15 protein-coding genes are annotated in these 19070 nt (G+C 73.7%); 3 read left to right on the forward strand and 12 right to left on the reverse strand.

The annotated features are described in order from the left end of the window. Positions 1 to 200: 200 nt before the first annotated feature. Positions 201 to 1163 carry a 2-hydroxyacid dehydrogenase gene (locus V5O46_RS15840; protein ID WP_332885236.1) on the reverse strand — a complete coding sequence of 321 codons (963 nt, stop codon included), beginning with the start codon at positions 1161 to 1163 and terminating at the stop codon, positions 201 to 203. Positions 1164 to 1258: 95 nt separating this feature from the next. Between V5O46_RS15840 and V5O46_RS15845 the strand changes: the two genes are divergently transcribed. Further along, positions 1259 to 2257: an aldo/keto reductase gene (locus V5O46_RS15845; RefSeq protein ID WP_332885237.1), complete on the forward strand. Its 999-nt coding sequence runs from the start codon at positions 1259 to 1261 to the stop codon at positions 2255 to 2257. A gap of 115 nt (positions 2258 to 2372) precedes the next feature. Beyond that, positions 2373 to 3545, forward strand: coding sequence for a PQQ-dependent sugar dehydrogenase (locus V5O46_RS15850; protein WP_332885238.1), 1173 nt, complete (start codon positions 2373 to 2375; stop codon positions 3543 to 3545). 58 nt (positions 3546 to 3603) lie between these two features. Here the strand turns inward: V5O46_RS15850 and V5O46_RS15855 are convergent, their stop codons facing one another. Then, positions 3604 to 3795: a DUF6191 domain-containing protein gene (locus V5O46_RS15855; RefSeq protein ID WP_332885239.1), complete on the reverse strand. Its 192-nt coding sequence runs from the start codon at positions 3793 to 3795 to the stop codon at positions 3604 to 3606. 176 nt (positions 3796 to 3971) lie between these two features. On the opposite strand from V5O46_RS15855, the gene rox reads away from it, so the two are divergent. Next, complete coding sequence (rox, locus tag V5O46_RS15860; RefSeq protein ID WP_332885240.1) at positions 3972 to 5399, forward strand: rifampin monooxygenase; 1428 nt, start codon at positions 3972 to 3974, stop codon at positions 5397 to 5399. A gap of 142 nt (positions 5400 to 5541) precedes the next feature. On the opposite strand, the gene V5O46_RS15865 is transcribed toward rox, so the two are convergent. The 10 genes from V5O46_RS15865 to V5O46_RS15910 form a co-directional block, all read right to left on the reverse strand. Beyond that, positions 5542 to 8580: a helix-turn-helix transcriptional regulator gene (locus V5O46_RS15865; protein WP_332885279.1), complete on the reverse strand. Its 3039-nt coding sequence runs from the start codon at positions 8578 to 8580 to the stop codon at positions 5542 to 5544. 74 nt (positions 8581 to 8654) lie between these two features. Next, complete coding sequence (locus V5O46_RS15870; RefSeq protein WP_332885241.1) at positions 8655 to 8849, reverse strand: hypothetical protein; 195 nt, start codon at positions 8847 to 8849, stop codon at positions 8655 to 8657. A gap of 232 nt (positions 8850 to 9081) precedes the next feature. Then, on the reverse strand, positions 9082 to 9738 hold the full coding sequence (locus V5O46_RS15875; protein ID WP_332885242.1) for a hypothetical protein: 657 nt from the start codon (positions 9736 to 9738) through the stop codon (positions 9082 to 9084). Positions 9739 to 9773: 35 nt separating this feature from the next. Continuing rightward, complete coding sequence (locus V5O46_RS15880; RefSeq protein ID WP_332885243.1) at positions 9774 to 10349, reverse strand: GNAT family N-acetyltransferase; 576 nt, start codon at positions 10347 to 10349, stop codon at positions 9774 to 9776. Continuing rightward, complete coding sequence (locus V5O46_RS15885; protein WP_332885244.1) at positions 10327 to 12576, reverse strand: MMPL family transporter; 2250 nt, start codon at positions 12574 to 12576, stop codon at positions 10327 to 10329. The genes V5O46_RS15880 and V5O46_RS15885 overlap by 23 nt, the downstream gene beginning before the upstream one ends. A 315-nt stretch (positions 12577 to 12891) precedes the next feature. After that, a complete protein-coding gene (gene gatB / locus V5O46_RS15890) occupies positions 12892 to 14406 on the reverse strand; it encodes an Asp-tRNA(Asn)/Glu-tRNA(Gln) amidotransferase subunit GatB (RefSeq protein ID WP_332885245.1) in 1515 nt (504 codons plus the stop codon). Positions 14407 to 14420: 14 nt separating this feature from the next. Then, entirely contained in the window at positions 14421 to 14660 is a 240-nt protein-coding gene (locus tag V5O46_RS15895; RefSeq protein WP_332885246.1) for a hypothetical protein, read from the reverse strand. Next, the gene (gene gatA, locus V5O46_RS15900) at positions 14657 to 16153 is read right to left on the reverse strand and encodes an Asp-tRNA(Asn)/Glu-tRNA(Gln) amidotransferase subunit GatA (protein WP_332885247.1); all 1497 of its coding nucleotides are present in this window, start codon (positions 16151 to 16153) and stop codon (positions 14657 to 14659) included. Before gatA ends, V5O46_RS15895 begins: the two co-directional genes overlap by 4 nt. A 5-nt stretch (positions 16154 to 16158) precedes the next feature. Continuing rightward, complete coding sequence (gene gatC, locus V5O46_RS15905; RefSeq protein WP_004925108.1) at positions 16159 to 16455, reverse strand: Asp-tRNA(Asn)/Glu-tRNA(Gln) amidotransferase subunit GatC; 297 nt, start codon at positions 16453 to 16455, stop codon at positions 16159 to 16161. A 227-nt stretch (positions 16456 to 16682) separates the two neighbouring features. Further along, positions 16683 to 19007: a putative bifunctional diguanylate cyclase/phosphodiesterase gene (locus V5O46_RS15910; RefSeq protein ID WP_332885248.1), complete on the reverse strand. Its 2325-nt coding sequence runs from the start codon at positions 19005 to 19007 to the stop codon at positions 16683 to 16685. Between the last annotated feature and the right edge of the window lie 63 nt (positions 19008 to 19070).

Here is a 19070-nt window from a genome sequence, read left to right on the forward strand (position 1 = left end):
CATAGGTTCTCTACTCTCCGTGACGACCAGGGAGTATGCCGGTACCCACCGCTTTTGCAGGACTGCGGAGGGTGCCGGAAGCGGATTTCGCCGGTGCGACGGGTGCGCCCGCGCGCACCCGGCCGCGGCCCCGTGCGCCGGAGGCTCCGGCCACCCGCCGGGCCCCGGTCCCTGGGTCCCGGGACCGGGGGCGGGGCGGCTCAGGCGTCGGACGCACCCGTCGTGAGGACCACGTTGCGCAGCGGCTCCCGGTTCACGAATCGCCGCAACTGATCGGTCAGCAGCCGCTTGGCACGCGGCAGGAAGGCCGACGAGGGGCCGCCCACATGAGGGCTGATCAGCAGGCCGGGCGCCCGCCACAGCGGATGGGCCGGGGGCAGCGGCTCGGGATCGGTGACGTCCAGGGCCGCGGTGATGCGTCCGCTCTCCAGCTCGGCGAGCAGCGCCTTGGTGTCGACGACCGGTCCCCGGGCGACGTTCACGAGCAGTGCGCCGTCCTTCATGCGGCCCAGGAACTCGGCGTCCACCAGTCCGCGGGTGGCGTCCGTGAGCGGGGTGGAGAGGACGACGACGTCCGCCTCGGGCAGCAGACCGGGCAGATCGGTGAGCGGATGCACCGGCCCGCGCGCCGTGGTGCGCGCAGAGCGCGCGACGCGCGCCACCCGCGCGACCTCGAAGGGGGTGAGCCGGTCCTCGATCGCCGAGCCGATCGCCCCGTAGCCGACGATCAGCACCGACCGGTCGGCCAGCGCCGGATGGAATGCGCTCCGCCAGCGCTCCTCCTGCTGGGCGCGGACGAACCCGGGTATCCCGCGCAGCGAGGCGAGGATGAGAGCGAGCGCGAACTCGGCCGTGCTGGACTCGTGCACCCCGCGCGCGTTGCACAGCCGCACGCCCGGCGGCACCGCCGGCAGCTGCCCCATGACGTCGTCTACACCGGCCGTGAGCGTCTGGATCACCCGCACGTTGCGCAGCTGCGCCAGGGGTCTGACCTTTACCGGGTAACGCTTCATGTAGGGCACGACGTAGAAAGCGCAGTCGGCGGGGTCGCCGGGGAACTCCTGCTCCCCGTCCTCGCCCCCGTCCCAGAACCGGTACTCGAGCCCGTCCGGAAGCCCCTCGATCTCCTCCGGCGGGATGGGCAGCCACACGTCAGCAGTCATGCCAGGAGGCTATGTCAGGGTCGTGGAACGGCAGAGGTTAGGTTGGGGCGGGCCGCAGGCCCGGACACGGCCTGGCGAGGGAGGGTCACGAGCAGGTGGAGCGCAGGACGATCGGCGCGGCGGCGCTCGCGGTGGGGGCCGTGGGACTGGGGTGCATGCCCATGAGCTGGGCGTACAGCACGTCGCGGCAGCGGGGCGACGAGTCGCTCCGGGCGGTGCACCGGGCGCTCGACCTGGGCTGCTCCCTGCTGGACACGGCCGACATGTACGGCCCGTTCAAGAACGAGCTGCTGGTGGGGCGGGTGCTGAAGGAGCGGCGCGGCGATGCCTTCGTGTCGACGAAGGTGGGTCTGCTGGTCGGGGAGCAGCACATCGTGGCGAACGGCCGCCCCGGGTATGTGCGCAGGGCCTGCGACGCGTCGCTGCGCCGGCTGCAGACGGATGTCATCGACCTCTATCAGCTGCACCGGGCCGACCCCGAGGTGCCGGTGGAGGAGACCTGGGGCGCGATGGCGGAGCTGGTCCGCGCCGGGAAGGTGCGGGCGCTCGGGCTGTCCGCGGTGGGGGCGCGGGCGGGGCGGCGGACCGGGGCGCGGCTGCACGACGCGACGATCCGGCAGCTGGAGCGGGTGCAGCAGGTCTTCCCGGTGAGCGCGGTGCAGGCCGAGCTGTCGGTGTGGTCGCCGGAGGCGCTGCGGGCGCTGCTGCCGTGGTGCGCGACGCGCGGTGTCGGGTTCCTGGCCGCGATGCCGCTCGGAAACGGCTTTCTGACCGGCACGCTGACGCCCGGCGAGGGCTTCGAACCGGACGATCCGCGCGCGCGGCACCCGCGCTTCACTGCCGAGATGATGGCCGCGAACCAGCCCGTCGTCGCGGGCCTGCGCCGGATCGCCGCCCGGCACGGTGACGGGGTCACCCCGGCGCAGGTGGCGCTGGCGTGGGTGCTGGCGCAGGGCGGCCAGGTGGTGCCGGTGCCGGGCGCGAAGCGGGAGCGCTGGGTGGCGGAGAACGCCGGGGCGGCCGCGCTGCGGCTGACCGAGCGGGATCTGGCCGAGGTGGGCGCGCTGCCTGCGGCGCTGGGCTCCTGGGACTGAGGGCCGGGGACCGGTCGGGGGCGGTGCGACGGTTCGGTGTCGGCGTACCGGGAACTTGTGGGGCGCCGGCGGAGTAGGAACTGGTGACAGCGAAGGCCGCCGCGTCGAAGGGACCATGATCGTGCAACGTCGAGCCGTGACGGCCGTGTTGGCCGCCGCCGTGCTGGTGCTGACGGCCGGCTGCTCCTCCGACGACGGAGGCGGAGCGGCCGGCGAGGACGCCGGTGCCTCACCCGGCCGTACGGCCGCTCAGTCGTCGCCGTCGCGACCCGGTGCCGAGGAGACGCCGCCCGCGACGGGCTCGGTGGAGGTGGTCCGGACGGTCGCCACGGGTCTGGAAAGCCCCTGGGGTCTGGCGCCGCTGCCCGAGGGCGATCTCCTCGTCTCCTCCCGGGACCGGGCGACGATCACCCGGATCGACGGGGAGAACGGCGAGAAGACCGTCCTGGGCGAGGTGCCCGGGGTGGCGCCGGCCGGGGAGGGCGGCCTGATGGGGCTCGCGCTCTCGCCGGACCACGCCTCGGACCGGATGGTCTACGCCTACTTCACCTCGGCCTCGGACAACCGCATCGTCCGGATGCTGTACGACGCCGACGAGCCCGCCGGTGAGCAACTGGGCGCGCCGGACACGGTCTTCCGGGGCATCCCCAAGGGCGTCATCCACAACGGCGGCCGGATCGCCTTCGGCCCGGACGGGATGCTGTACGTCGGCACGGGCGAGAGCGGGGACACCGGGCTGTCCCAGGACCGGGACTCCACGGGCGGCAAGATCCTCCGGCTCACCCCGGACGGCGAGCCGGCGCCCGGCAACCCGTTCCCGGACTCCCCCGTGTACTCCTACGGCCACCGCAATGTGCAGGGTCTGGCCTGGGACTCCCGGCAGCGGCTGTTCGCCTCGGAGTTCGGCCAGAACACCTGGGACGAGCTGAACGCGATCAAGCCGGGGGACAACTACGGCTGGCCCGAGGCGGAGGGCCGGTCCGACGACGGCGCGTTCCACGACCCGGTCGAGCAGTGGGGCACCGACGTGGCGTCCCCCAGCGGCATCGCCTACGCCGAGGGCTCCGTCTGGATGGCGGGCCTGCGCGGCGCACGGCTGTGGCGCGTCCCGCTGGACGGCACCGAGGCGGCGGCGGAGCCGCAGGCCTTCCTGACGGGCGAGTACGGCCGGCTGCGCACAGTGGTGGCGGCGGGCGAGGACCGGCTGTGGCTGGTGACCAGCAACAGCGACGGCCGCGGTGACCCGCGGGAGGGCGACGACAGGATCCTGGAGCTGAGGGTGCGCTAGCCGGTGCCGCTCAGCCGTCCCGGATCGGGCGTCCCGGATCAGCCGTCGCGGATCAGGCTCAGCCGTCGCCGGGTTCCTGCGGGTGCGGCTTCGGGGTGCGGCGGACGACGACCTTCCCGGACGTGAGGTCTATCGGCCCGCGTCCGGGGTCGCCGTCGCCTATGTCCACACGGGTCAGCTCCAGCCGCTTCTGCTCGTCGCGGGTGTGCTTGCGGCCGGGGGCGAAGAGTTCTTCGAGGGCGTTGAACATGTCAGAGGTGTCCGTCCGATCAGCCGCAGAAGAAAACCGCAAAAAAGAAAAAGGGCAAGGACGTCATCTGTTCCTTGCCACTCTCAAGATATAGCGCATGGGGGGCCTTGCGGCAAGGCCCCGGGTATGCCCCAGAATCGCCCGCCGAAGCCATAACCTGCAGAAACGGGGCTGTGATGATCGACGTGGTGATCGTCGGCGGTGGACCGACCGGCATGATGCTCGCCGCAGAGCTGCGGCTGGCCGGGGTGCGGACCGTCGTACTGGAACAGCTGGCCCGGCCCACCGGACAGTCCCGTGCGCTCGGTCTGCACGCACGCAGCGTCGAGCTGATGGACCAGCGCGGACTGCTGGACCGCTTCCTCGCCGTCGGCCAGAAGTTCGCGACCGGCGGCTTCTTCGCCGGCATCGGCGGCACCTGGCCGGACCGGCTGGACACCGCGCACTCGTACGTCCTCGCCATCCCGCAGACGGAGACCGAGCGGCTGCTGACCGAGCACGCCGAGGAGCTCGGTGCCGAGATCCGGCGCGGCTGCGCACTGGTCGGGCTGAGCCAGGACGAGGCGGGGGTGACGGCCGAACTGGCCGACGGCACGCGGTGGCGCTCGCGCTATCTCGTCGGCTGCGACGGCGGGCGCAGCACGGTGCGCCGGCTGCTGGGCGTCGGGTTCCCCGGCGAGCCCACCCGGGTCGAGACGCTGCTGGGCGAGATGGCGGTGACCGCGCCGCAGGAGGAGATGGCCGCGGTGATCACCGAGGTCCGCAGGACCCAGAAGCGGTTCGGCGCCATGCCGCTCGGGGACGGGATGTTCCGGGTCATCGTGCCCGCCGAGGGGGTGGCCGAGGACCGGGCGGTGCCGCCGACCCTGGAGGACTTCAAGCGGCGGCTGCGGGCCGTCGCGGGCACGGACTTCGGTGTGCACTCTCCGCGCCGGCTGTCCCGCTTCGGCGACGCCACCCGGCTCGCGGAGCGCTACCGGACCGGCCGGGTGCTGCTGGCCGGCGACGCGGCGCACATCCATCCGCCGACCGGCGGCCAGGGCCTCAACCTGGGCCTCCAGGACGCGTTCAACCTGGGCTGGAAGCTCGCCGCCGAGGTGGGCGGCCGGGCCCCGGCGGGACTGCTGGACAGCTACCACACCGAGCGGCATCCGGTGGCTGCCGCCGTGCTGGACAACACCCGCGCGCAGATGGAGCTGCTGTCGACCGAGCCGGGGGCGCAGGCGGTGCGCCGGCTGGTGGCCGAGCTGATGGAGTTCGAGGAGGTGAACCGGTACCTGATCGAGAAGATCACTGCGATCGCGGTGCGCTACGACTTCGGCGAGGGGCACGAGTTGCTCGGCCGGCGGCTGCGGGACGTGCAGCTCGAGCGAGGGCGGCTGTACGAGCTGATGCACCGCGGTCGCGGCCTGCTGCTGGACCAGACCGGGCGGCTGTCGGCGGCGGGCTGGGCGGACCGGGTCGACCACGTGGTGGACGTCAGCGAGGAGCTGGACGTACCCGCCGTGCTGCTGCGGCCCGACGGGCATGTGGCGTGGGCCGGCGACGACCAGCAGGAGCTGCTCGGCCGGCTGCCGCGCTGGTTCGGCGCCGCGGCGGGCTGAGCACGCGCCCGGGCCGGCCGATACCGGGCACGCCGACGAGCCGGGCGCGCGCCCGGCTCCGGCCCGCCCCCGGCACACCCACCGACCCGACACACGACCCGCCCGGCCGGCCCCAGGCACGCCGGCAGACCGAGTGCGCGGCTCATCCGTCGGCCGCCCCCACCCGGAACAGCCCCATGCGGTGCGCCATCGCCGCCGCCTCGCCGCGACCGGCGACGCCGAGCTTGGCCAGGATGTTGGAGACATGGACGCTGGCCGTCTTCGGGGAGATGAACAGCTCCTCGGCGATGCGCCGGTTGGTGTGGCCGTCGGCGACCAGCCGCAGCACGTCCCGCTCCCGGCCGGTCAGGCCGAGCGCCTCGGCCGGATCGGCGGGTGCGGCGGTGGGCGCGGGGCCGGTGTGGAGGGGGAGCCGGGCGCGCTGGGCGAGCCGGGTGGCCGCGGTGGCGAGCGGGCGGGCACCGAGGTGCCCGGCGACGGCGTGGGCGAGCCGGAGCAGTTCCGTGGCCCGGTCCCGGTCCTGCTCGGCGCCCGCCGCGAGCAGCGACGCGGCCAGCCGGAACCGCACCCGCGCGAGCTCGTACGGCCGCTCCAGGGCCTCGAAGGCCGTCACCGCCTCCGACCAGAGCTCCGGGGTGTCCCGCCCCTCGGCGCGCCGCAGCTCGGCGCGGACCCATCTGTCGTGGGCGAGCCAGAGCGGGACGCCCGTGGTGAGGGAGTGCGCGGCCTCGCGCAGCCGGTCGAGCACCTCGGCGCGGCCCTGCTCGGCGCCGGGCCGGCCGAGCGCGTCGGCCTCGGTCTCGGCGGCGGCCACCAGCAGCGGCCAGGCATAGCGCTGGGTGCCCGGCGGGAAGCCGGCGTCCAGGGCGCGGCCCAGCTCCGCGCGGGCGTCGTCCAGGCGGCCCTCGGCGGCGGCGATGGAGAGGGTGAGGGCGGCGAGCGGGACGCGGTACTGGGGCATGGGGTCGTGGGGCCCGTGAACGGCGCGGGCCTCGGCCAGTTGCCGGGCGGCCTCGGAGACATCGCCGCGGCCCAGCGCGATCCAGGTGCTCTTGGCGCAGGCGCCGCTGCGGGACTGGGCGGCGCGGCTCGTGCCGGCGCGGTCGGCGGCCTGGAGCGCCTCGTCCCAGCGGCCCAGGGAGATCAGCGACTCGGCGAGGTTGCCCCACACCCAGGCCTCGGACTCGCGCAGCCCCGTCCGCCGCGTGTGGTCGAGGCCCTCGCGCAGGATGCCGACCGCTTCCTCGGAACGGCCGATGCCCTCGAGCACCGAGGGCAGATTGACATGGCTGCGGGCGGCCACGGTGGACCGGCCCTGTGCCAGCGCCAACTCCTTGACCTCGTACATCTCGGCGACCCCGGCCTCGATGTGGCCCGCGTCCACCATCAGGCCGCCGAGGGTGAGCCGTGCGTCGAGCTCGATGTCGGCGGCGCCGACCATACGGGCGAACTCCACGGCCCGTTCGGCGGCGGTGACGGCCTCGGGGCCGGGGTTGTGCAGCATCGCCCAGCCCGCGGCGATCGCCAGCACCTCCGCGTGCACCTCGGACGGCGGCAGGCCGCGGACCAGCTCCTGGGCCCGGTCCAGCTCCCGCCGGCCGTCGCCGCGGGCCTGGGCCTCGGCCAGTACCGAGCGCTGGGTCCAGAACCAGGCGGCACACAGCGGATCCGGGTCCTCCTCCAGCAGGTCCAGCGCCCGCCGGGTGATCCGCAGGGCGCGCTCCCGCTCCCCGCTCAGCCGCCCGGCGAAGACGGCCTGGGCCATCAGGTCCAGACAGCGCAGCGGGCCGGTCCGGCGGCTGACGACCGGGTAGGCCTCGGGGCAGTCCGTGCGCCGCAGCTGCGTCCGCAGCTCCCCGGGCACGGAGTCCCACAGCTCCATCGCCCGTTCCAGCAGCCGCAGTTGCTCGGCGTGGGCATGGCGGCGGCGGGCCTCGACGGCGGCGTCCAGCACGGCCGGCAGGGCCCGGGCGGGGTCGTGGGCGTGGTACCAGTAGCTCGCCAGCCGCATGACGCGCTCGGCCTCCGGGACCAGTGTCGGATCGGCGTCGAGGGCCTCGGCGCAGCGGCGGTTGAGGCGGGAGCGTTCGCCGGGCAGCAGGTCGTCGGCGACGGCCTCACGGACCAGGGAGTGCCGGAAGCGGTAGCCGTCGCCTTCGGGGGCGGGCAGCAGGAGGTTGGCGTTCACGGCGGCGCGCAGGGCCTCGATGAGGTCGTCCTCGGCGAGCCCGGCGACCGCGGCGAGCAGCCGGTACTCGACCGTGGTGCCGCCCTCGGCGACGATCCGGGCGACCCGCTGCGCGGTCTCGGGGAGCGCCTCGAGACGGACCAGGAGCAGGTCGCGCAGGGATTCGGTGAGGCCGCAACGGCAGCCCTGGTGTGCGGCGACGGCGAGTTCCTCGACGAAGAAGGCGTTGCCGTCGGACCGTTCGAAGATGTCGTCGACCTGGATCCGCTCGGGCTCGCGGGCGAGGATGCCGGCTATCTGGCGGGCCACCTCGTCGCGGGTGAAGCGGTCGAGTTCGATACGGCGGACGGTGCGCAGCCGGTCCAGCTCGGCGAGGAGGGGGCGCAGCGGGTGGCGGCGGTGGATGTCGTCGGAGCGGTAGGTCGCGAGCACGACGAGGCGGCCGGTGCGCAGGGTGCGCAGCAGGTAGGCGAGCAGGTGCCGGGTGGAGGTGTCGGACCAGTGCAGATCCTCCAGGACGAGGACCACCGGGCGGCGGGCGGCGGTCCGTTCCAGCAGGCGGGTGGTCAGTTCGAAGAGGCGGGCCAGGCCCTCCTCGTCGGGCCGGCCGTGGCCGGTGGCGGCGACCGGGGCGTCGGCCAGTTCGGGCAGCAGCCGGGCGAGTTCCTCCTCCTGGCCCTCGGCGGCGGCGGCCAGTTCGTCGGGCAGGGCGCGGCGCAGGGCGCGCAGGGCGGTGGAGAACGGGGCGAACGGCAGCCCGTCGGCGCCGATCTCGACGCAGCCGCCGACGGCGACGACGGCACCGCGTCTGCGGGCGGCGGCGGCGAACTCCTCGACGAGACGGGTCTTGCCGACGCCCGCCTCACCGCCGAGGAGCAGCGCCTGCGGTTCCGATCCGGCGGCGCGGGCGAGCGCCTCGTGCAGGATGCCCAGTTCCTCGATACGGCCGACGAACACGGGGCTGACTGACGTGGTCTCCACGGGACCGAGCATCGCACGCCGGTCCGGCCGTGCCGCAACGGGATTCGGGAGGACGGCGACCCGGCCGTCCTCCCGCACGCCCGTGCTCATACGGCCCGGGCGAACCGCTCCCGGCGGTCCCGCCGGGTATGGTGCTCGGCCTCGGCGGTGCGCCGTGCCGCTTCGCGGCGGGCGGCGCGGCGGACGCGGACGGCCTCGCGGGCCAGCCGCTCCTGCTCGGCCCGGCGGATCAGTTCGGCGGTGCGGACGCGGTGGAGCCGGAGTGCGTACGTGTCGTCCATGGCTGGTCTCCTGTGCGGTCGGTCGTGGTGTCGCTGTGCTGCGACGTCTCCACCTTCGTCCGCGGAGCGGGCCGGCCGCATCGGGCAGGTGCCGCATCTTCGGCGGGGGCAGGGGCCTCAGACGCGCGCACGAGGGTGCGCACGAGGGCTCGGATACGCGTAAGGGGCCTCAGGGCGGGCGCGCCGGGCCGGCGCGCGGGCCCCGAGGCCCCTTGCGGGAGGTCCGGTCGGGTCAGCCGGTGGAGGGCAGTCCCAGCAGGATGCCGGTGTACTTCAGGACCGCCAGGAGCAGTCCCACGACGCCGAGGGCGACACCCGCCCAGGCGACGGACTTGATCCACGGGGCCTGCGGCGGGCCGGGCACGCCGAACGCGGGCCGGGCGAGCACCGCGACGCCGACGATCAGGGCGGTCAGCGCGAACAGGCCGCCCCACAGCGCGGTGGCCTGCCAGGCGTCGCCGTAGCCCTTCTCGATCATCTGGGCGAAGTCGGAGGACGAGGTGCTCTCCAGCTGGCCGATGAGCGACTGGCGGGCGGAGGCCACGGTGCCGATCCAGCTGCCGGTCAGCGAGACGAGGCCGAGTGCAGCGGCGACGACGGCGCCCGCGCCCTGGCCCACGCCGGTGGGGCTCTGCTGCCCGCCGGCGCCGGACTCGGCCGCCCCGGCCGGGTCGTCGGCGTCGTCCATGACGTCCGCGTCGTCCGCGGCGTCCGCGGCGGCCGGGTCGTCCGCCCCGTCCTGGCCGGTCGACCCGGCGGCGCCGCCTTCGGACCTCCCGGCGGGGTCGGCGGTCACGGCGGTCACGGTCGCCTCGTCCGCCTCGCCGGCCCGCCCGGCCTTGGTCTCATCCGTCTTCACACCGGTCTCGTCCACTGTCTTCGTTCCCATGTCTCGCACCGTACGGACGCTGTCTGAGAGGTCCCTTAATGATCCTTGTGGGCGGCACGCGCGCGTGCCGCACGCCACTCGGGTGCGAGCACGGCCCACACCTCCATGTCCTGGCGGACTCCCCGGTAGGGGAAGCTCTCGCGCAGAACGCCCTCCCGCATCATGCCGAGTCGCCGTGCGGCGTCGACGCTGGGGGTGTTGGCGGTCGACGCGTGCCACTCCACGCGGTGCATGCCCCGCTCGTCGAACGCCCAGTCGATCAGTACCCGCGCGCCGCGCGTGACCAGGCCGCGACCGGTGCCGGACGGTTCCAGCCAGCAGCCGATCTCGCACACCCCGGTGGCGGCGTCGAAGACCCGGAAGAGCAGGCCGCCGACCAGCTTGCCGTCGAGCCACAGCCCGTGCAGGAAGCCGCTGTCGGCGGCGTGCCGGTCGGCGTAGGACTGGAGCAGGGCGCGGGCCGAGCCGATGTCGGTGGCGTTCACCCCGAAGGGGATGTGCCGGGTGATGAACTCCCGGCCCCGGTCGAGGTGGGCGAGGAACTCCTCGGCGTGCCAGGGCTCCAGGGGGCGCAGTTCCGCTCCGTCGTCACCCAGTGGTATCGCGTACATCCCGCTGCCGCCCCTCCTCCTGTGCCAGGACGTCCGCCACCTCGGCGTCCGTCGCAGCGGCCAGCCTCTCATGGGCGGCGCGGCACTCGGGCGGTTCGATGCTGATACGGGGCAGCCGGGCGTCGAGCCACCGGGGCAGCCACCAGTTGGCCCGGCCCAGCATGTGCATCAGCGCCGGCACCAGAAGGGTGCGCAGGACGAAGGCGTCCAGGGCGACGGCGGCGGCGAGGGCGATGCCGAACATGGCGATCACCCGGTCGCCGCTGAGCACGAAGGCGAGGAAGACCGAGATCATGATGACCGCGGCGGAGTTGATCACCCGGCTGGTCTCGGCGAGGCCCACCCGGACCGCCCGCCGGTTGTCGCCGGTCTCCAGCCACTCCTCGTACATCCGGCTGACCAGGAAGACCTGGTAGTCCATGGAGAGGCCGAACAGGACCGACACCATGATCACGGGCAGGAAGGGTTCGATCGGGCCGGCGCTGCCGAGACCGAGGAGTTCGCTTCCCCAGCCCCACTGGAAGACCGCGACGACGACACCGGAGGCGCCGGCCACGGCGGCGACGTTCATCGCGGCGGCCTTGAGCGGGATGCCGACGGACCGGAAGGCCAGCAGGAGCAGCAGACAGCCCAGGCCCACGACGACGCCGACGAACAGCGGCAGCTTGCCGACGATGACATCGGCGAAGTCGTCGTACCCGGCCGTGACGCCACCGACGTGGACGTCGAGCCCGGTGCCGTTCTCGGCGCGCGGCAGCACCTCCCCGCGGAGCCGGTCGACGAGGTCGCTGGTGGCCCGGGACTGCGGGGCGGAGTCGGGGACGACGGTGAGGTACGCGGTGTCGCCGCCGCTGTCGTAGGTGACCGGGGTCACCGCGGCCACGCCCTCGGTGCCCTGCAGGGCGGTGTCGAGGTTGTCCAGGGCGAGCCGGTCCTCGGCGCCGCCGACCTCGGTGACCAGGGTGAGCGGGCCGTTCACCCCGGGGCCGAAGCCGGCGGCGAGCAGGTCGTAGGCCTGGCGGGTGGTGCTGCCCTGCGGGTCGTTGCCGGCGTCGGAGGTGCCCAGGCGCAGGCCCAGGGTGGGCAGCGCGAGGAGGGTGACGACGGTCAGGGCGAGGGCGCCGAGCAGCCGGGGCCGGCGTTCGACGAAGGCCGACCAGCGGGCCGCGAACCCGGTGGGCAGCTCGGGTTCCGGCCCGTGCTCGGCCAGTCGGCGGCGTTCGCGGCGGCTCAGGGCCCGCGGGCCGATGAACGACAGCAGAGCGGGCAGCAGGGTCACGGAGGCGGCGACCGTCAGGACCACGGTCAGCGATGCGGCTACGGCGACGCCGTTGAGGAAGCCGAGCCGGAGGATCAGCATGCCCAGCAGGGCGATGCACACGGTCGCACCCGCGAAGACGACCGCGCGTCCGGTGGTGGCGACGGCGTTCACGGCGGCCTCGGTGACGGTCAGCCCGCGTTTAAGTCCCCGACGGTGCCGGGTGACGATGAACAGCGCGTAGTCGATACCGACGCCGAGCCCGATCAGCATGCCGAGCATGGGGGCGAAGTCGGCGACGGTCATGGCGTGGCCGAGCAGCACGGTCCCGGCGTACGCGGTGCCGACACCGACGAGTGCGGTGGCGATGGGCAGCAGGGAGGCGGCGAGCGAGCCGAAGGCGAGGAACAGCACCACGGCGGCGACGGCGACGCCGACCGCCTCCGCCAGGTGCCCGCCGGACGACCCGGTGGCGCCGACGGCGCTCCCGCCCAGTTCCACCCGGAGTCCGTCGGCCTCGGCCGACCGCGCGGTGTCGACGACGGCCTGCGCCTCGTCCTCGGAGACGTCCCCGGCCTGCTGTTCGAACGTGACGACGGCGTACGCGGTGCGGGCGTCGGGGCTGACCCGGTCCGCGTCGGGGTCGTCGTAGGGGTTGGTGACGGAGGCCACCCCGGGCAGCTGCTCGATGCGGTCCAGGGTGCGGGTCATCGTCTGCTCGACGGCGGCGGCGCGGACGGTGCCGGACGCGGTGTGCCAGACGACCGTGTCGCTGTCGCCGCTCTGGCCGGGGAAGCCGGACCGGAGGAGCCGGGAGGCGCGGTCGGACTCGGTGCCGGGCACCTGGTAGTCGTTCGAGTAGGCCGTGCCGGTCACGGCGGCACCCGCGGCGACCCCGCCGAAGGCGAGCAGCCAGAGCAGGACGGTGACGAGGCGGCGTTGGACACACCAGCGTGCGAGAGCTGCCACGAACGTGCTCCCCAGAGTGACTGATTGTGCATCTTTGACCGGGAGAAGCAGTCCGTGAACTGAATGCCAGCAAAGAACGCATGAGCAACGCAGTGCCACTTGAGCAGTGCATTGGTCACTCTTGCAGCCGGAGCTGATCCTTTGCGGAGTTAGTGGGCTTATTCACAACGCTGGGAGGGAGGTCGCACGACGGACCGGTGAACGGTGTCCAGCGGCAGCGCACGCGGGCCTCGCGACGCCGTGGGGGCTGCACCGGATCGGGTGCAGCCCCCACGGGTCGGGCGGTGGCGGGCGGCTCGGCGGCCCGGGGAGGGGTCAGCCCTCGGAGACGCCCAGCTTCTGCAGGATGAGCTCCTTGACGCGGGCCGCGTCGGCCTGGCCTCGGGTCGCCTTCATGACGGCACCGACCAGGGCGCCGGCCGCGGCCACCTTGCCGCCGCGGATCTTGTCGGCTACGGCCGGGTTGCCGGCGATGGCCTCCTCGACGGCGGCGGTCAGCGCGCCCTCGTCGGAGACGACCTTCAGGCCGCGCTTGTCGACGACCTCGTCCGGGGTGCCCTCACCGGCCAGGACGCCCTCGATGACCTGCCGGGCCAGCTTGTCGTTCAGCTCACCGGCGGCCACCAGCTCGGTGACGCGGGCGACCTGGGCCGGGGTGATGGCCAGTTCGTCCAGGGCCCTGCCGGACTCGTTGGCGCTGCGGGCCAGTTCGCCCATCCACCACTTGCGGGCGGAGGCGGCGTCGGCCCCGGCGTCGATGGTGGCGACGATCGGGTCCAGGGCGCCGGCGTTGAGGATCGCCTGCATCTCCGTGGCCGAGATGCCCCACTCCTCGCGGAGCCGGTTGCGGCGCACCAGCGGCAGCTCGGGCAGCGCGGCCCGCAGCTCCTCGACCCAGGCGCGGGTCGGGGCCACGGGGACGAGGTCGGGCTCGGGGAAGTACCGGTAGTCCTCGGCCTCCTCCTTGACCCGGCCCGACGTGGTGGACCCGGTGTCCTCGTGGAAGTGGCGGGTCTCCTGGACGATCGTGCCGCCGGAGGAGAGCACCGCGGCGTGCCGCTGGATCTCGAAGCGGGCCGCGCGCTCCACCGAGCGCAGCGAGTTGACGTTCTTCGTCTCGCTGCGGGTGCCGAACTTCTCGGTGCCGTTCGGGCGCAGCGACAGGTTGACGTCGCAGCGCATCTGGCCCATCTCCATCCGGGCCTCGGACACGCCGAGCGCCCGGATGAGCTCACGCAGCTCGCGGACGTAGGCCCGGGCGACCTCGGGGGCCCGCTCGCCCGCGCCGGTGATCGGCTTGGTGACGATCTCGATGAGCGGGATGCCGGCGCGGTTGTAGTCCAGCAGCGAGTGGGAGGCGCCGTGGATACGGCCGGTGGCACCGCCGATGTGGGTCGACTTGCCGGTGTCCTCCTCCATGTGGGCGCGCTCGATCTCCACGCGGAAGGTCGCACCGTCCTCCAGCTGTACGTCGAGGTAGCCGTCGAAGGCGATCGGCTCGTCGTACTGGGAGGTCTGGAAGTTCTTCGGCATGTCCGGATAGAAGTAGTTCTTCCGGGCGAAGCGGCACCATTCGGCGATCTCGCAGTTCAGCGCGAGGCCGATCTTGACGGCGGACTCGACGCCGGTCGCGTTGACGACCGGGAGCGCGCCGGGCAGGCCGAGGCAGACGGGGCAGGTCTGCGTGTTGGCGCCCTGGCCGAGCGCCGTCGAGCAGCCGCAGAACATCTTGGTCTTGGTGCCGAGTTCGACATGGACCTCGAGGCCCATGACGGGGTCGTACGACGCCAGCGCGTCCTCGTACGACACCAGGTCGGTCGTGGTGGTCACGGTGAACTTCCCTCTCAGCCCAGCAGCACGTCGTCGTCGCCCAGCCGCTTGAGCTCGCGGTAGAGCAGGGCGAGGCCGGTGACGACGCCGGCGGCGGTGACGACGGCGTCGGCGAGGCGCAGCGTGTCGTTCTCCACGCGGGCCTTCTTGATCTGCTTGGCGACGCCGACCGCGCCGAACGCGGTGGCCGCCATGGACATGTACGTGCCGGTCTTGGACTTCTTGAAGCCCTTGGCCTTGGACAGTGCACTCACAGCGACGGAGCCTCCTCGAGCAGCGGGTGACCCCACTTTTCCACGAAGGCGGCCTCGACGGCGGCGCCGACCCTGTAGAGCCGGTCGTCCTTCATGGCGGGGGCGATGATCTGCAGACCCACCGGCAGGTTGTCCTCGGGGGCGAGGCCGCAGGGCAGCGACATGGCCGCGTTGCCCGCCAGGTTGGTGGGGATGGTGCACAGGTCGGCGAGGTACATCGCCATCGGGTCGTCGGCGCGCTCGCCGATCGCGAAGGCGGTGGTCGGGGTCGTCGGCGAGACGATCACGTCGACCTGCTCGAACGCCTTCTCGAAGTCCCGCGTGATGAGGGTGCGGACCTTCTGGGCGCTGCCGTAGTAGGCGTCGTAGTAGCCGCTCGACAGGGCGTAGGTGCCGAGCATGACGCGGCGCTTGACCTCGGGGCCGAAGCCGGCCTCGCGGGTCAGGGAGGTGACCTCCTCCGCGGAGTGGCCGCCGTCGTCGCCGGTGCGCAGGCCGTAGCGCAGGCCGTCGAAGCGGGCCAGGTTGGAGGAGCACTCGGAGGGCGCGATCAGGTAGTACGCCGACAGCGCCAGGTCGAAGGACGGGCAGTCCAGTTCGACGATCTCGGCGCCCAGCGACCTCAGCAGCTCCACGGACTCGTCGAACCGCTGGATGACGCCGGGCTGGTAGCCCTCGCCGCGGAACTGCTTGACGACGCCGACCCGCATCCCGGTGACCGAGCCGTTGCGGGCGGCCTCGACGACCGGCGGGACCGGGGCGTCGACGGAGGTGGAGTCCATCGGGTCGTGGCCGGCGATCGCCTCGTGCAGCAGCGCCGCGTCCAGCACCGTACGGGCGCAGGGGCCGCCCTGGTCCAGGGAGGAGGAGAAGGCGACCATGCCGTAGCGGGAGACGCCGCCGTAGGTCGGCTTGACCCCGACGGTGCCGGTGACGGCCGCGGGCTGGCGGATGGAGCCGCCGGTGTCGGTGCCGATGGCCAGCGGTGACTGGAAGGAGGCGAGGGCGGCGCTGGAGCCGCCGCCGGAGCCGCCGGGGATCTTGGTGAGGTCCCAGGGGTTGCCGGTCGGGCCGTAGGCGCTGTTCTCGGTGGACGAGCCCATGGCGAACTCGTCCATGTTGGTCTTGCCGAGGATGACGATGTCGGCGGCCTTGAGCCGCTTCGTCACCGTCGCGTCGTACGGCGGGATCCAGCCCTCGAGGATCTTCGAGCCGACGGTGGTGGGCACGCCCTCGGTGGTGAAGATGTCCTTTAGCGCCAGGGGGACGCCGGCCAGCGGCCCCAGCTTCTCCCCCCTGGCCCGCTTCCCGTCCACGGCGCGGGCCTGGGCGAGAGCGCCCTCGCGGTCCACGTGCAGGAAGGCGTGCACCTTCTCGTCGACGGCCTCGATCCGGGCCAGGTGGGCCTCGGTGACCTCGACGGCGGTGAGCTCGCCGGAGGCGATCCGCGCGGCGATCTCGGCCGCGGTGAGCTTGACGATGGGATCCGTCATGGCGACTACTCCTCCCCCAGGATCTGCGGCACCTTGAAACGCTGCTGCTCCTGGGCCGGGGCGCCGGAGAGCGCCTGCTCGGGCGTGAGCGACGGACGGACCTCGTCCGGGCGCATGACATTGGTCAGCGGGAGCGGGTGCGAGGTCGGCGGTACGTCTTGGTCGGCGACCTCGCTGACGCGGGCGACCGCGCCGATGATGTCGTCCAGCTGTCCCGCGAAGTGATCGAGCTCTTCGGGCTTCAGCTCCAGACGCGCCAGCCGGGCGAGGTGGGCGACCTCCTCGCGCGTGATGCCAGGCATGCAGCGTTCCTCTGGGGTGAGAGTGAGTGTTTTGGGCCAATCCTATGGGTCGGCGCCGGGTGCCTGTGAAACGGTTTCCCCCGGCGGTCGCCGGGACGGGGGCCGCGCCCTCGGGAGCGCGGGTCGGCATCCCGGTGCGGCTCCGCCGCGCGGCCCGACCGGCGACGGCGGAGCCGCAGACGGTCGACGACCGACCCGCGGCACCCGGCGGTGCGGCGAACCGGGGGTCAGCCGACCCTCCCGGGGTCGTCTCCCGCGGCAGCGGGCAGCGCCGCCGCGGGCCGCTGCCACCCCCGCGACCCTCGGGCCCGCAGCCATGCGGTGGTCTCTTCCGGCGGCATCGCCGCCGCGACCAGCCACCCCTGGACCGCATCGCAGCCCAGGTCGCGCAGCCGCTCCCAGGTCTCGTCGTCCTCGACGCCCTCGGCGACGACCAGCAGGCCGAGGGAGTGGGCGAGATCGACAGTGCAGCGGACGATCTCGGCGTCCTCCGCGTCCACGGCCAGCCGGGCCACGAACGAGCGGTCGATCTTCAGCTCGCTGACCGGGAGGCGGCGCAGGTGGACCAGGGACGAGTAGCCGGTGCCGAAGTCGTCCAGGGACATCTTCACGCCGTGCCCGGTCAGCCCGGCGAGGGTGTCGGCGGCGCGCTGCGGGTCCTCCAGCAGGACGTGCTCGGTTATCTCCAGCTGCAGCGCACCGGCCGGGACACCGTGCCGGGCCAGCCGGGCGGCGACCGAGCCGGCGAAGCCGGGCGTGTGCACATCGCGCGGCGAGACATTGACCGCGACCGGCACGAACAGCCCCTGGGAGCGCCACTCGGCGACCTGCCCCAGCGCGGTCTCCAGCACGTACTCGGTGAGGTGGGGCATCAGCCCGGAGGACTCGGCGATCGCTATGAACTCGTCCGGCGGCACCTTGCCCCGCTCCGGGTGCACCCACCGCACCAGCGCCTCCAGCCCGGCGACCTGGCCGTCGAAGCGGACCTTGGGCTGGTAGTGCAGCTCGACCTCGTGGGCGTCCAGTGCGCGGCGCAGGTCGCCCAGCAGACCCAGGCGGTCGGGGGTGTTGGAGTCCCGCTTGGACTCGTAGACCTCGACACCGGTGCGGTCCCGCTTGGCCTGGTACATCGCCACGTCCGCGCGGCGCAGCAGTCCCTCGGCGTCCAGGGCGTGGTCGGGGAAGACGGCGACGCCGGCGCTGGCCTCCAGCACGAGGGTGAGCCCGTCCAGGTCGAGCGGGGAGCTGAGGGCGGTGACCAGCCGGCGGGCGATGCGGGTCGCGGAGGTGGTGGAATCGGCGACGGGAAGTAACACGGCGAACTCGTCACCGCCGAGCCGAGCGGCCTCCGCCCCGCGCGGCAGTGCCTGGCGCAGCCGGTCGGCGGTCTGCAGCAGCAGCCGGTCGCCGGCCAGATGACCGAGGGTGTCGTTGACCGAACGGAAGCGGTCGAGGTCGATCAGCATCAGGGCGGCGCGGGCGCCGATGCGCTCGGCGTCGTCGAGTGCGGTCCAGATGCGTTCCAGCAGCCACTGGCGGTTGGGCAGGCCGGTCAGCGGGTCGCGCAGCTGCTCCTCGGCGCGGGCCCGGGCGATCCACAGGGTGGAGTCGAGGGCGATCAGCGGGATGGCGAACAGCGGCAGCAGCACCGGGTGCGCGAAGGCGACCACGCAGACCAGCGGGGCGATGCCGAGCAGCGCGACGGCCACCAGCCCCTGTCTGACCAGTGCGGTGCGGGCGGCCGTGGGCAGGCCACCGCTCGGGGCGTGCAAATACCACAGCAGGCTGCGGGTGACGGCCAGATAGGCCACGGCGACCAGCACGACCTCGGGTGCGGTGTAGACGGTCCAGGTGTCGGGGTCCCAGGGGTGCTCGACCGACGGTACGGAGCCGAACGCGCCCAGGATGGCCGCTCCGGCGGCGATGCCGAGGATGTCCACCGCGCCGTGCAGCACGCCCTGGCGCCAGCGGCCCCGGCGGGCCATGCCGACCAGGACGACGACGGTGAGGCTGACCATCCCGGCCGGCACCCAGCCGTACAGCAGCAGCACCGCGAGGGTGAGGGCGGCGCCGGAGCCGGTGCCGCCCCACCAGCGGGAGCGGCCGAGCATCACGAGGTGTCCGACGACGATGCCGGAGAGCAGGGCCAGCGACCAGCCGACGGTGCCGGACGGGAACAGGGCGTGGCCGCCGGTGAACGCCCGCAGGAATCCGGCACCCAGCACGAATCCGGCTGCGGCGACGATCGCGGCGGGCAACGCGGGCCAGGTCGGGTGCCGTTCGGTCTCGGCGCCGGTCAGGCCCGGGGTCCGGTCGGCGCCCGCCGCGCGTGCGAGGCCGCAGACCGGCGCCGCGGCGTGCGAGGGGACCGCCGGGCGCGTCGGGGCCGCGGCGGTGGGCGGTGCGGCCGCGGCGGTGGGCGGTGCGGCGCCGGGCCCTCGGGGACCGCCGCGCTCCGCGGTACGCCCGGACCACCGGCCGGCGCGCCATGCGTCCCTCAGACGACGCAGGCGCAGCCGCGAGCCCGGGGCGGCGCTCTCGGTCGGTTCCATTCCCGTCCCTCTCACAGCCGGCGGTGCCCACGCCACGCGGTCCGCTGCCCGACAACCTTCAAC

Origin of the sequence: Streptomyces poriticola (assembly GCF_036689765.1) — a bacterium.
Lineage (GTDB): Bacteria > Actinomycetota > Actinomycetes > Streptomycetales > Streptomycetaceae > Streptomyces > Streptomyces poriticola.

Bases quoted from the DNA above. Each gene is read 5' to 3' on its own strand.
- V5O46_RS15840 (WP_332885236.1), bottom strand. From the start codon at position 1,163: ATGACTGCTGACGTGTGGCTGCCCATCCCGCCGGAGGAGATCGAGGGG.
- V5O46_RS15850 (WP_332885238.1), top strand. From the start codon at position 2,373: ATGATCGTGCAACGTCGAGCCGTGACGGCCGTGTTGGCCGCCGCCGTG.
- V5O46_RS15855 (WP_332885239.1), bottom strand. From the start codon at position 3,795: ATGTTCAACGCCCTCGAAGAACTCTTCGCCCCCGGCCGCAAGCACACC.
- rox (WP_332885240.1), top strand. From the start codon at position 3,972: ATGATCGACGTGGTGATCGTCGGCGGTGGACCGACCGGCATGATGCTC.
- V5O46_RS15865 (WP_332885279.1), bottom strand. From the start codon at position 8,580: ATGCTCGGTCCCGTGGAGACCACGTCAGTCAGCCCCGTGTTCGTCGGC.
- V5O46_RS15870 (WP_332885241.1), bottom strand. From the start codon at position 8,849: ATGGACGACACGTACGCACTCCGGCTCCACCGCGTCCGCACCGCCGAA.
- V5O46_RS15875 (WP_332885242.1), bottom strand. From the start codon at position 9,738: ATGGGAACGAAGACAGTGGACGAGACCGGTGTGAAGACGGATGAGACC.
- V5O46_RS15880 (WP_332885243.1), bottom strand. From the start codon at position 10,349: ATGTACGCGATACCACTGGGTGACGACGGAGCGGAACTGCGCCCCCTG.
- gatA (WP_332885247.1), bottom strand. From the start codon at position 16,153: ATGACGGATCCCATCGTCAAGCTCACCGCGGCCGAGATCGCCGCGCGG.
- gatC (WP_004925108.1), bottom strand. From the start codon at position 16,455: ATGCCTGGCATCACGCGCGAGGAGGTCGCCCACCTCGCCCGGCTGGCG.
- V5O46_RS15910 (WP_332885248.1), bottom strand. From the start codon at position 19,007: ATGGAACCGACCGAGAGCGCCGCCCCGGGCTCGCGGCTGCGCCTGCGT.